Raw genomic sequence first — 13,044 nt, 5'->3', positions numbered from 1 at the left:
ATGCCTCGCTACAACGCTCCATTTGAGATCCATGTGCATGGCGATGTGCCGCTGCGCTCGGACGTGAGCTTCGAGCAGATCCAGGAGGCGCTGCGGCCGCTCTGGAAATACGCAGGCGCCAAATCGCTGGCCGACGGTGCCACCAGCACCTACGAAGAAGAACCCGGCATCCGCTTCGAGCAGAAGGACCACACGCTGCAGATCTGCTGGACCGTGCCGGGCGACGAAGACTTCCGCCAGGCGCTTGACGAGATGTGCATGGGCCTGAACGAACTCTCCGAGCGCGGTGCCGCGATCGAAGTCACCTTCTACGACACCGATTTCGACGAGGAAGAGGGCGACCCCGACGAAGAATCGCGCGACGACTTCCTGATGCTGTTCGTGGGTCCCAACCCGGCCGCGATCATGCAGGTGCAGCGCGACCTGCTGGTCGAAGACGTGGTCAATCTCATGGAGCGCCACTTCGACGGCGCCGAGTTGGGCGGCGTGGTCGCCGAAATCGATCGCCTTTTCAGCGACCGTTTCGACGCGCTCGTGAACTCGCTCGAAATCGGCAAGCGTCCGCGCGGCGCCGGTGGGGCCGGCGGCGGCAGCGGTGGTGGTCACGGCGGTGGCCGTCGTCCGCGCCACCTGCACTGATCCTTCACTCCGCCCGGTCCCAAGGCCGCATGGCCCTGTTCCCAGCCTCCGCGTTGCGCCCCGGCGTGCGCAAGCGCGAGGTGTTCGGCTGGGCGATGTACGACTTCGCGAACTCGGGCTACACCACGGTCGTGATCACGGCGGTGTTCGCCGCCTACTTCGTCGGCGGCATCGCCAAGGGCGCGCCCTGGGCCACCTTCGCGTGGACCGCGGCCCTCAGCACCTCGTACGCCATCGTGATGCTCACGATGCCCGCCATCGGCGCCTGGGCCGACTTGCGTGCCGCCAAGAAGCGCGTGCTGGTCATGACGACGACGGGCTGCGTGCTCGCCACGGCGGCTCTGGCGCTCACGCCGGGTTTCGCGGGTGGCTCCATGGGCGTCGCGCTCGCGATGGCGCTGGTGATCGTCTCCAACGCGTTCTATTCCTACGGCGAGTCGCTGACCGGTGCCTTCCTGCCCGAGCTGGCAACGGCCGAGGGCATGGGCAAGGTGAGCGGCTGGGGCTGGGCCTTCGGCTATGTTGGCGGCATGCTGGCGCTGGGGCTGTGCCTGGCGTACGTGCTGTGGTCGCAGGCCCATGGGCTGCCGGCGGCGCACTTCGTGCCGGTCACGATGCTGATCACGGCGGCAATCTACGGCGTGGCCGCCTGCGTTACCTTCGCGCTGCTGCCCGAACGCGCCGTGCCGCAGGCCAGTCGAGGCGAGGACAGTGCCTGGCGGCAGTTGCGCGCCACCTTCCAGCAGGCCCGTGCCTACCGCGACTTCATGTGGCTGCTGGTCTGCACCGTCTGCTACCAGGGCGGCGTGGCGGTCGCGATCACGCTGGCCGCGATCTATGCGGAGCAGGTGATCGGCTTCGTCGCGAGCGAGACGATGGTGCTGATCTTCGTGCTCAACGTTGCGGCGGCGGTCGGCGCCTTCGCCTTCGGCTACGTGCAGGACCGCATCGGCCACAAGGTGTCGCTGGCCGCCACGCTGCTCGCGTGGATCGCGGTCTGCGTGATCGCCGCGTGGGTCACGACCAAGGGCGGCTTCTGGTGGGCCGCCGCCATCGCAGGGCTGGCGATGGGCTCGAGCCAGTCGGCCGGGCGCGCGATGACCGGCTACCTCGCACCGCCACAGCAGCTGGCCGAGTTCTTCGGCCTCTGGACCTTCGCCACGCGCCTGGCCAGCATCATCGGCCCGCTGAGCTTCGGTGCCATCACCTGGGGCACCGGCGGCAACCAGCGCATCGCGATTCTCTCGACGGCCGTGCTGTTCATCGGCGGGCTGTTGCTGTTGTTGCCGATCGATATGCAACGCGGCCGCAAGGCCGCGCTGCAGGCTCGCTAGTTACTCAACGGCGCTCAGGGCAGCTTGTCGCCGAACAGGCTGTCGCGCGTGAGCGGGTAGCCGGCTTCCGGCGCATATCGCTGGACCCAGTTCGCCGGGTTCTTCACACGCGCCGCGAAGGCCGCCAGGTCCGAGCGGTCGAGCGAGCCGTTGTAGATCGCGTTGGTCTGATTGACCGGGCTCACGGTGAAGCTGAACGCCGTGCCGGCCGTCGTGAGCGCATCGGGAATCGCGCCGGCGGCGGCGCCGAGCGTGATGCTCGCCAGGTAGTTGCCGACCGCCGTGATCTTGCCGGCCTTGCCTTCGCCCAGGCCTTCGATCGTGCCGCCCGCGATGGCGTAGACGGTTTCCGACTTGCCGATGCCGCCCGGCGAGCCCAGCGTGAAGCCCTTGTCCGCGATCGGACTGCCCACGACGTCGGTCTGGATCGTCACGATGGTGCCGGCCGGCAGGTTCTGGTTCGCGGTCCAGAAGAAGGCCGTCTCGTTGGTGATGTCGGTGAACTCTGCCGCGTCCTTCTTGCGGTCGCGGTCGGTGAACAGCACCTGCGTGCCGCCATTCACCGCCTTCAGCAGCACGAAGGCATAGGCGTCGGGCACCTCGGCGTTGGCGGCCATGAAGAGCAGGTCGCCTGCCGCCAACGGCGTGGGCGTGCCGGCCGTCGTGAAGCCCAGTGTCGTCGTGTCGTTGATGCCCGCGAAGGCGTTGCCGGCGGCGTCGGTGATGGCGTCGGCATCGACCGTGACGTAGTAGCCGGCGTTCATCGCGAGCTTGGCCGTGGGCACCAGCGTCAGCACGTTGAACGCCACCTGCACGCGCGCGGCGGGGCTGTTGGCGTGGAAGGTCTCGACCACCGCACCGTCGGCTGCATGCAGCACGATGCGCCCGGACCCGAGGCGCACCGCCTCGTTGAACGACAGGATGATCGAGGTGTCGAGGTTGACGCCCACGCGGCCGGCCGGCGGCGACGCCTTCTGCAGCTTCGGCGCGGCCGTGTCGACCCACGGCGCGCCCAGGCGCACGACGAAGCCGTCGAACTTCTGCTCGGCGGCGGGCAGGTCCTTCGAGGCCGTCTTGCCATCCCACTTGGTGTCGCCGTTGTCCAGCAGCAGCTGCACTTGCGTGCCGGCCTTCACGGGGCCCGGCACCTCGACGACCGATTCGAAGCTGCCGCCCGTGGCCTTGCGCAGCGCGTCGAGGTCGTTCGACAGCTCGACCGGCGCGCTGTTCGGATTTCCGTCCCAGGCGAACAGGGCGAAGTTGCGCTCCACCTCCGGCACGGCCGCGCCCGCGGGCCCGGCAACGATCAGGTAGCTGCCGTCGGTGCCCTTGTCGATCGAGCGGATGCCGCGGCCGCCCAACTCCAGTTCGATGGGCGCGCCGAAGACGGCTTGCGTGGCGGTGCCGGCCATCAGCGCGGCATGGTTCTGCAGCGGCACGATCAGCGCCTTGGCGCGCACTGAGGCGCCGGTCTGCGGCGCGCGAAAGCCCAGCCACAGGGCGGTGTCGCCCGGCGCACTGGTCATGCCTTCGATCGAGAAGCCATCGACGCGCTCCGGCACGACGCCGGCAGCGGCCGACACGGCAAAGCCGAAGTGGTTGGCGCCGAGCCCGTGGGCGTTGCCCGTGTCCCAGGCGATGAGCTGCGCTTCGAGCAGCGAAAACTGGCCCACGTAGTCGAAGGTGGTGGCCGCGCCGGTGCCGCCGACTTTCACCGCGAAGAGGTGCGAGCGGTCGGCCGCCGCGTCGCCGCCGTCCTTCTTGTTGCTGTTGGAGCCGGTGAAGTACAGCGTGTCGCCGATGCGCGTGCCGGCTTCGAGGTCGAGCTCCTTGGCGAGCTTGGGGCCTTCGAGCTTGTAGCTCCACTCCTTCACCGCCGCGCCGCCGGCGCGCGGGTACACGCGCAGCACGTTCGATTCGTCGTCCGCCACCAGCATGAAATCGCCGGGCAGGGCGAGGGCGGTCGATGCGTCGGACGAGCCTTCGGTGGTGCCTGCGTTGGGCGTGAACTGCGCCTTCGAGACGAGCTGGTCGGGCTCGGGCTGCACCACGGTGGGCGGTGTGGTCGGCGGCGGGTTGGCGACAGGCGGGAAGAATCCGCTGAAGCCGCCAGCGTCACCGCCGCCGCCGCAGGCAGCGAGCAGGATCGAGAGGGTGCCGGCGAGCAGCATGGGGCGGAAGGGGATGCGGGTCGGGTGAGAAAGCGAACTCATGGTGCGTGGCCGTTCTTTGAAACAAACCGCGCATGCTGTTGCTTTCGTATGACGGGTCCGTGAATGACCCGCCGGGTTTCAAGTGCGCCTCAGGGCACCTGCTGCAGCGACTTGGGCACCTTGTAGCGCTCGCCGTCATAGCGCAGCGTCACGGTGCTGAACTTCGCGGGCAGCGCCTTCTCGACGCAACCCTGGTCTTCCTGTTCCTGCGCGCGGCTTTGCACCAGCGTGCGCGACAGCTGCAGGTCGGCCAAGCCGTTGCTCGTGGTGCGCGCGACCGACAGCATGGTGCGCAGCTTCTCGAAGTGGCCGGTGCAGGTGGCGTCCCAGCCGCCGTTGTCGTGATCGAGCTCGATCTCCTGCAGCACCTGCTGCAGCTTGTTGCCGCGCTGCACGTACAGGCGCACGGTCTCGCTGGCTTGCGGGCCCGAGGTCGTGCTGTTGCCGCGGTAGCGCACGCGCAGGCCGAAGGCGCGCGTGTCGGGCGACAGCACGTAGCGCGAGGTGTCGACGCGAATCTCCTGGATTGCGGTGGTGGCGTCTTCGTCGAGCGCCTCGGGCAGGAAGATCCGCCCGATCACCGTGTCGCGGTCGGTGTTGCCGTTGTCGGGCCGCTGGATCAGCAGCAGCGCGAGGTCGAAGACCTTGGCGCCCTTGTCCGTGGTCTCGCGCGGCATGGGCAGCACCACGATGCTGCGGCCGGGAAACGCCGGCCAGACCTTGCAGGCGGCCAGCCGCTCGTCGAGCGGCTGCTTCGGATAGAGCTTGGCGTGCATGCGCTCGGCCAGCCCGCTTTCGCAGGCGGCGTGGCCCAGGCCGGCGGCTGAGGCCAGGCCCAGCAGGACCAGTGCATGACGCAGGAAGAAGAGGGCGCGCATGGCGGGTGAGTGGATGTCAGGCCGCGTTCGCCGCCGGCACCGAAGCGCCTTGCGCGCGTGCGGGCAGCCAGCGCGCCGCGGCGGCTTCGAGCACCGCCAGGTCGCCGCTGCTCTCGAGCACCAACCCGCCTTCGCTGCCGTCGTCGGCAAGCCGGCCGAGTGACGCCAGCACGCGGCGCGTCTGCTGCGCGACCGGTGCGCCGGTGTCGATGAAGCGCAGCGTCGGCGGTGCGTGGCGCTGCAGCTCGTCTTTCACGAGCGGGTAGTGCGTGCAGCCGAGCACCACGGTGTCGACCTGACCCGCGCCGTCGCCGAACGGGCCGGCCTGCGCCATGTAGCGCGCGCACAGCGCGGCGATGCCGGGGTTGTCGAAGCCTTCGATGGCCTTCACGAGGCCGTCGCACGGCACGGGTCGCACCGTGGCCGAGCCGCCAAAGGATTCGCGCAAGGCCGCGTACCGGGCGCTGGCCAGCGTGCCGCGCGTGGCCAGCACCGCGATGTGACCGGTGCGGCTCGTCGCCACGGCGGGCTTGAGCGCCGGTTCCAGGCCCACGATGGGCAGCGCGGGGAATTCGGCGCGCAGCACGTGGATCGCCGCCGTGGTGGCCGTGTTGCAGGCCACCACCAGCGCCTTGATGTCGTGCGCGCGCAGCAGGTGTTCGACCACCTGGCGCGAGTGCGCGATGACGTAGGCGTCGCCGCGTTCGCCATACGGCGCGTTCGCGGTGTCGGCGAAGTAGACGAAGCGTTCCATCGGCAGCTCGGCCTGCAGCGCGGCGAGCGTGCTCAGCCCCCCGACGCCGCTGTCGAACACGCCGACCGGGTTCAAGCGACTTCCAGCGGAATGGTCTTGAACTCGCCGCTGGCGATGCGCTTTTGCCACTCGGCCGGGCCGGTGATGTGCGCGCTGGTGCCGCCGGCATCGACCGCCACGGTCACGGGCATGTCGACCACGTCGAATTCGTAGATGGCTTCCATGCCCAGGTCTTCGAAGCCCACCACCTTGGCGGTCTTGATGGCCTTGCTCACGAGGTAGGCGGCGCCGCCCACGGCCATGAGGTAGGCGCTCTTGTGCTTCTTGATCGCCTCGATGGCGACCGGGCCGCGCTCGGCCTTGCCGATCATGGCGATCAGGCCCGTTTCGGCCAGCATCATCTCGGTGAAGCCGTCCATGCGCGTGGCGGTGGTCGGGCCGGCGGGGCCCACGGCTTCGTTGCCGACCGGATCGACCGGGCCGACGTAGTAGATGACGCGGTTCTTGAAGTCCACCGGCAGCTTCTCGCCCTTGGCCAGCATGCCCTGGATGCGCTTGTGCGCGGCGTCGCGGCCGGTGAGCATCTTGCCGTTCAGCAGCAGCGTGTCGCCGGGCTTCCAGCTCGCCACTTCGGCGGGCGTGAGTTGGTCGAGGTTGACGCGCTTGCTCTTCTTTTCGTCGGGAGCCCAGTTCACGTCGGGCCACAGGTCCAGCGACGGCGGATCGAGGTAGACCGGGCCGCTGCCGTCCATCACGAAGTGCGCGTGGCGCGTGGCGGCGCAGTTGGGGATCATCGCCACGGGCTTGCTGGCCGCGTGCGTGGGGTACATCTGGATCTTGACGTCGAGCACGGTGGCTAGGCCGCCCAGGCCCTGCGCGCCGATGCCCAGGGCATTGACCTTCTCGAACAGTTCGAGGCGCAGCGCCTCGACCTTGCTGAGCTCGGCGCCCGAGGCGGCCTTGGCCTGCAGCTCGTGCATGTCCAGGTCGTCCATCAGACTTTCCTTGGCCATCAATGCGGCCTTCTCGGCCGTGCCGCCGATGCCGATGCCTAGCATGCCGGGCGGGCACCAGCCGGCGCCCATGGTCGGCACGGTCTTGAGCACCCAGTCGACCACGCTGTCGCCGGGGTTCAGCATGACCAGCTTGCTCTTGTTCTCGCTGCCGCCGCCCTTGGCGGCCACCGTCACCTCGACGGTGTTGCCCGGCACGATCTCGGTGAAGATCACCGCGGGCGTGTTGTCCTTGGTGTTCTTGCGATCGAACTGCGGGTCGCCCACGACCGAGGCGCGCAGCGTGTTGTCGGGGTGGTTGTAGCCGCGGCGCACGCCTTCGTTGATGGCGTCGTCCAGCGAACCGGTGAAGCCGCCCCAGCGCACGTCCATGCCCACCTTGAGGAACACGTTGACGATGCCGGTGTCCTGGCAGATCGGGCGGTGGCCCGTGGCGCTCATCTTGCTGTTGGTCAGGATCTGCGCAATGGCGTCCTTGGCGGCGGGGCTCTGCTCGCGCTCGTAGGCCTTGGCCAAGTGGGCAATGTAGTCCGCGGGGTGGTAGTAGCTGATGTACTGGAGCGCGGCGCTGATCGATTCGATCAGGTCGGCCTGCTGGATCGTGGTCGTCATGGTGGGGAGTCTTCTTGGAGGGGGAACGCCCTCGATTATCTCAGCCACCAATACCGCAGGCCGGCGCCGGGCGAAAGGGCGCCGGCGCGGGGGGAGGCCGTGTTACCGGGCCGCGGCGCGCGCCTGCGCAATCCAGCCGTCGAAGGTCGCCTGGTGCACCCGAATCCACCCGTCGGTGTGCCGCGTCACGTCCTGCATGCTGTTCGCGCCTTCGCTCATGCGCAGGTTCTGCGCGTTGATGTCGCTGATCGGCAGCTTCATCACCTCGAACAGGCGGCCGGCGGCGGGGTTCTTCTCGATGAAGGCCCGGTTGGCGACGATGCGCTGCTCGTTGGCCAGGAAGCCGTAGTTGCGGCCGTTGGGCAGCCGGGTGTCGACCTGTGCGCCGGCCTGCGCGGGCGAGAACGGCACCTGCAGCCAGACCACGTCCGCGCCCGGACGAAGCACGGCGCTCACCCAGTAGGGCGTCCAGGTGTAGTAGAGGATCGGCTTGTCCTGCTTGAAGCGCGCGATGGTGTCGGCCATGAGCGCGGCGTAGCTGCCCTGCTTGTGGGTCACGCTGTCGCGCAGCTGGTAGGCGCTCAGGTGGCCCTCGATGGCCAGTTCGCAGCCCCAGCCGGGGTTGCAGCCGGTGAGGTCGGCCTTGCCGTCGCCGTCGGCGTCGAACAGCTTGGCAATCGCCGGGTCCTTCAGCTGCGCGAGGTTGGTGATGTTGTATTGCTCGGCGGTCTTGCGGTCGATGAGGTAGCCCTGCACCGCGCCGTCGGAGTACGTGCCCTGGCGCCACAGCTTGGCGTCGCCGCCGCTGTTCTTATAGAAGTCGGCGTGCAGCAGGCTCCAGTGGTTGGCCATGAAGGTGGCGTCGCCGTTGGCAATGGCCAGGTGCTCGGTGGCGGGCTCCAGGTCTTTCATCGGTTCGACGGTGTAGCCGAGCTTTTCGAGCGCGCGCATCACCAGCAGCGTCTGGAAGGCTTCCTCGGCAAGCGAGCTTTTCAGCGGTTGCACGGTGATGCCCTGGCCGGGCAGGTCGTTGGCGGCCTGTGCGGTCGCACCGAAGGCGATAAGGCCCAGCGCCAGGAGGCCGCGGGCAAGGAAGAGGCGGGTGGTCTTCATGCGTGGATGTCCTCCGTGACGGTCAGTGCGCTTGCGTCGAAAGGGCGGGCACGGCGTCGTTGGCGTGTTGCTCGCCGCGCGAGGGCGTGCCCACGAGGCGCTGCAGCGTGCGCAGCGCGAAGCCGGCCGGGCCGGTGTGCCACCAGCGGTGGCCGGCGCTGCGGCGCGACTTGCCCATGGCCTGCGTCAGGCGGTCCAGCGTGATCGCCAGCAGCACGATGCCCAGGCCACCGACGGTGGCCAGGCCCATGTCGAGCCGGCCGATGCCGCGCAGCACCATCTGGCCCAGGCCGCCCACGGCGATCATCGAGGCGATCACCACCATCGACAGCGACAGCATCAGCGCCTGGTTGATGCCCGCCATGATCGAGGGCATGGCCAGCGGCAGCTTCACCTTCACGAGCATCTGCCAGGGCGAGGCGCCGTAGGCGCGCGCGGCCTCGATGAGGTCGGGGCGCACCTGGCGCAGGCCGAGGTTGGTCAGGCGCACCAGCGGGGCGAGCGCGAAGACGATGGTCACGATCACGCCCGGCACGTTGCCGATGCCGAACAGCATCACCACCGGCACGAGGTACACGAAGGCCGGCGTGGTCTGCATGGCGTCGAGCACCGGGCGCATCACGCGCTGGGCCCGGTCGCTGCTGGCCAGCAGCACGCCCAGCGGCAGGCCGATGACCATGCAGAACACCAATGAGGTCAGCACCAGCGACAGCGTGACCATGGCCTCGGGCCAGATGCCCAGCACGGTCACCAGCATCAGCGACACGACGGTGCCGATGGCCAGCGCGCGGCCGGCGAACTGCCAGGCGAGCAGGCCGATGAGCGCGATCATCGGCAGCGCGGGCAGGGCGGTGAGCAGGCCCTGCACCGAGTTGAGCGTGCTGTCGATCGGCAGGCGCACGGTCTGGAAGAAGGGCCGGAAATGCTCCACCACCCAGCCCAGGCCCTGGTTGATCCAGGCTTCGACGGGCAGCGAGCCGTCCCACAGGCGGTGCAGCGCGAAGCCGTTGGTGGCGGTGTCGGCTTGGCCCGCGAGGGCGTGCGCGGTGTTCGCCGGCGCATCGAGCCAGGCGCTGGCTGCCGAGGTGTCAGGCGCGGCGGAGATCGCTTCCCACGGGTCGAGGGCAACAGGGGGCGCGGCGGGCGTGTCCAGGACGGGGGTGTCCAGCAGGGGCGCGTTCAGGTCGGAAGGCAATGTGGTGTCGTTCATCGTTCAAGGTCCTTCGTGGATTCAGTGCGGCTCGGCGGCGAGTGCGGGCGCGGCATGCGGCGAGACGGGTTCGATCGGCGGCGTGTCGCGGTCGAGGAACTTGAGCAGCGTCGTCTTGCTGATCGCGCCGCAGAAGCGGCCGTCGCCGGCCACGACCGGCAGTGCGCAGGGCGCCTGCGCGAGCTGGCCGATCAGGCCGGCCACGGGGGCTTCGGCGTCGATGCGCGGCAGGTCCTCGAGGAAGGCGTGCTGCAACCCGAGCGGGCCCGAATGCCCGTCGAGCGCACCGCGCAGCGTGTCGGCCGAGACCACGCCCAGGAAGCGCTTGGTCGGGCTGGTCACGTAGGCGAAGTCGCGGTCCTGGTCTTCGAGCAGCTTGAGCGCCGCGCGTGCGCCGCGCTCGGGGTGCTCGCACACCACGGTGAGCGACTTGCGCGCGATGTCGGCCGCCTTGAACACCGCCGCCGCGTCCACGCCGCGCACGAAGCTGCGCACGTAGTCGTCGGCCGGCGTGCGCAGGATCTCGTCGGGCGTGCCGACCTGGATCACGTGGCCGTCCTTCATGATCGCGATGCGGTCGCCGATGCGCATGGCTTCGTCCAGGTCGTGCGAGATGAAGACGATGGTGCGCCGCTGCACCTGCTGCAGCCGCAGCAGCTCCGACTGCATCTCGGTGCGGATGATCGGGTCGAGCGCCGAGAAGGCCTCGTCCATCAGCAGGATCGAGGGGTCGGACGCCAGCGCGCGCGCCAGGCCCACGCGCTGCTGCATGCCGCCCGAGAGCTCGTCGGGGTAGCTGTCGCCCCAGCCCGAAAGGCCCACCTGCGCGAGCGCGAGGTCGGCTTGCGCGAGGCGGTCTTTCTTGCGCGTGCCCGACAGCTCCAGGCCGAAGGCGGTGTTCTCGCGCACCGTCATGTGCGGCATCAGCGCGAACGACTGGAACACCATGCTGATGTCCTTGCGGCGCAGCGCGCGCAGCTTGCTGTCGGAGTGCTCGTTGATGTCGGCGCCATCGATCACGATGCGCCCGGCGGTCGGCTCGATGAGCCGGTTCAACAGGCGCACCAGCGTCGACTTGCCCGAGCCCGACAGGCCCATGATCACGAAGATCTCGCCGGCCTGGATCTCGAAGGTGGCATCGAACACGCCGATCGACTGGCCGGTCTTCGCCAGGATCTCCTTCTTGGAAAAACCTTGGCGGACCAGCTCGAGGGCTTGCTCGGGCGAGTCGCCGAACACCTTGAAGACATGGTCGATGAGAATTCCTTTGGCCATATGCCGGGGCTCCTTGAGTGAAGGGTGGACTCAGCACCGCCCCGGAGGGCGGCAACGGCCACGCCATCAGCCCGATGAGGGAGCTGCCCGACAGCGCGCATGAAGATTGCGCATGCGCATGCAATGGCCCGGCGAGCCCCGAGGGCTGCCGACAGGCACTGAAGACGACTTGGCGACGAAGCCAGTGCCCGCCGGATGCTTCATTCGCAGACAACGGGCCTGGTCGAGGGGCGCCGCCTGGATGAGCGTGACGTGGCAATGGGGCCGGAAAAAAGATCCGGCCGGTTTGCCGGGCTGAGCCCGGCGTGAAGGGCCTTGCACCGCGACGGGATTCGCTGATCCGCGAGTAGTGCAAGGGTGACCAACATGACTTGTTGGTCGTCGGAAGCCGCTAATTATAACTTTTTGGCATGACGCGAGTCAACCCACGGGCGTATCGTGTCTGTGGGACCCGGGCGAAAGGCCTCGTCAGATGCGAGCCATTCTTATTGAGACCATACTCGGCACCGCGCCCGGTGAGCGGGCGCAACCATCCAAGACTGTGGAGCCATTTTTCTCATGACGACTTCTCCCAAGACCCGTGCCGAGCGCGACACCTTCGGCCCGATCGACGTGCCGGCCGACAAGCTGTGGGGCGCACAGACGCAGCGCTCGCTGCAGAACTTCGACATCTCCGGCGAGCAGCAGCCGCGCGAGATCATCAAGGCGCTGGCCCAGGTCAAGCGCGCATCGGCCGTGGTCAATCACGCGCTGGGCCTGCAGGACGAGAAGAAGACGAACGCCATCGTGGCCGCGGCCGACGAGGTCATCGCCGGCAAGCATCCGGGCGAGTTCCCGCTGGTGGTCTGGCAGACCGGCTCGGGCACGCAGAGCAACATGAACGTCAACGAGGTGCTGGCCAACCGCGCCAGCGAACTGCTCGGCGGCGAGCGTGGGGAAGGGCGCCTGGTGCACCCGAACGACGACGTGAACCGCAGCCAGTCGAGCAACGACGTGTTCCCCACCGCCATGCACGTGGCGGCCGTCGAGGCCATCACGCACAAGCTGCTGCCCGCCATCGCCAAGCTGCGCGGCACGCTGGCGAAAAAGGCCGAAGACTTTGCCGACATCGTGAAGATCGGCCGCACCCACCTGCAGGACGCCACGCCGCTCACGCTGGGCCAGGAGTTCTCGGGCTACGTGGCGCAGTTGGCGCACGGCGAGGCGCACGTGCGCGCCGCGCTGCCGCACCTGTGCGAACTGGCGCTGGGCGGCACGGCCGTCGGCACCGGGCTCAATGCGCCCAAGGGCTATGCGGAGCAGGTCGCGGCCGAACTCGCGAAGCTCACGAGCCTGCCGTTCGTGACCGCACCGAACAAGTTCGAAGCCATGGCCAGCGTCGACGCGCTGGTGCACGCCCACGGCGCGCTGAAGACGCTCGCCGCCAGCATGAACAAGATCGCCAACGATGTGCGCTGGCTCGCAAGCGGCCCGCGCAGCGGCATCGGCGAGCTGAGCATTCCCGAGAACGAACCGGGCTCGTCGATCATGCCGGGCAAGGTCAATCCGACCCAGAGCGAGGCCGTCACGATGCTGGCCGCGCAGGTGTTCGGCAATGACGTGGCGATCAACATCGGCGGTGCTTCGGGCAACTTCGAGCTGAACGTGTTCCGGCCGATGGTGGCGCACAACTTCCTGCAGAGCGTGCGCCTCTTGGCCGACGGCATGGTGAGCTTCAACGACCACTGTGCCGTGGGCATCGAGCCGAACCGCGAACGCATCACGGAGCTGGTGCAGCGCTCGCTGATGCTGGTGACGGCGCTGAACACGCACATCGGCTACGACAAGTCGGCCTACATCGCGAAGAAGGCGCACAAGGAAGGCACGAGCCTGCGCGAGGCGGCGATTGCGTCGGGGCACCTGACGGCCGAGCAGTTCGATGCGTGGGTGGTGCCGGAGAACATGACCGGTCGCTGATCCGCTCCGCAACCCCCAATGAAAAAAGGACCCGCGAGGGTCCTTTT

At 68.5% G+C, this 13,044-nt stretch carries 10 protein-coding genes; 3 read left to right on the top strand and 7 right to left on the bottom strand.

All coding sequences use genetic code 11. The features are described from left to right. Positions 1-639 carry a DUF6806 family protein gene (locus FFI97_RS08225; protein WP_095745079.1) on the top strand — a complete coding sequence of 213 codons (639 nt, stop codon included), beginning with the start codon at positions 1-3 and terminating at the stop codon, positions 637-639. Between the two features lie 29 nt (positions 640-668). Further along, complete coding sequence (locus FFI97_RS08220; RefSeq protein WP_139703711.1) at positions 669-1,973, top strand: MFS transporter; 1,305 nt, start codon at positions 669-671, stop codon at positions 1,971-1,973. Positions 1,974-1,987: 14 nt separating this feature from the next. On the opposite strand, the gene FFI97_RS08215 is transcribed toward FFI97_RS08220, so the two are convergent. From FFI97_RS08215 to proV, 7 genes are all read right to left on the bottom strand, one after another. Continuing rightward, positions 1,988-4,186, bottom strand: coding sequence for an Ig-like domain-containing protein (locus FFI97_RS08215; protein ID WP_139703713.1), 2,199 nt, complete (start codon positions 4,184-4,186; stop codon positions 1,988-1,990). Positions 4,187-4,275: 89 nt separating this feature from the next. Next, on the bottom strand, positions 4,276-5,064 hold the full coding sequence (locus FFI97_RS08210; RefSeq protein WP_139703715.1) for a hypothetical protein: 789 nt from the start codon (positions 5,062-5,064) through the stop codon (positions 4,276-4,278). Positions 5,065-5,080: 16 nt separating this feature from the next. Further along, positions 5,081-5,893, bottom strand: a complete 813-nt coding sequence (murI, locus tag FFI97_RS08205) for a glutamate racemase (protein WP_139703717.1) — start codon at positions 5,891-5,893, stop codon at positions 5,081-5,083. Further along, the gene (locus FFI97_RS08200) at positions 5,890-7,443 is read right to left on the bottom strand and encodes a fumarate hydratase (protein ID WP_062475824.1); all 1,554 of its coding nucleotides are present in this window, start codon (positions 7,441-7,443) and stop codon (positions 5,890-5,892) included. Before FFI97_RS08200 ends, murI begins: the two co-directional genes overlap by 4 nt. Before the next feature lie 102 nt (positions 7,444-7,545). Then, complete coding sequence (gene proX, locus FFI97_RS08195) at positions 7,546-8,556, bottom strand: glycine betaine/L-proline ABC transporter substrate-binding protein ProX (RefSeq protein ID WP_139703719.1); 1,011 nt, start codon at positions 8,554-8,556, stop codon at positions 7,546-7,548. Positions 8,557-8,578: 22 nt separating this feature from the next. Further along, the gene (proW, locus tag FFI97_RS08190) at positions 8,579-9,766 is read right to left on the bottom strand and encodes a glycine betaine/L-proline ABC transporter permease ProW (RefSeq protein ID WP_139703721.1); all 1,188 of its coding nucleotides are present in this window, start codon (positions 9,764-9,766) and stop codon (positions 8,579-8,581) included. Positions 9,767-9,787: 21 nt separating this feature from the next. Beyond that, a complete protein-coding gene (gene proV, locus FFI97_RS08185; RefSeq protein WP_139703723.1) occupies positions 9,788-11,041 on the bottom strand; it encodes a glycine betaine/L-proline ABC transporter ATP-binding protein ProV in 1,254 nt (417 codons plus the stop codon). 558 nt (positions 11,042-11,599) lie between these two features. Between proV and fumC the strand changes: the two genes are divergently transcribed. After that, positions 11,600-12,997, top strand: coding sequence for a class II fumarate hydratase (fumC, locus tag FFI97_RS08180; protein WP_139703725.1), 1,398 nt, complete (start codon positions 11,600-11,602; stop codon positions 12,995-12,997). The last annotated feature ends 47 nt before the right edge of the window (positions 12,998-13,044 follow it).

This window comes from Variovorax sp. KBS0712 (assembly GCF_006323185.2).
Taxonomy (GTDB): domain Bacteria; phylum Pseudomonadota; class Gammaproteobacteria; order Burkholderiales; family Burkholderiaceae_C; genus Variovorax; species Variovorax boronicumulans.
Note: the sequence above shows the minus strand (reverse complement) of the source record. Positions and strands in the feature narration are given on the sequence as shown.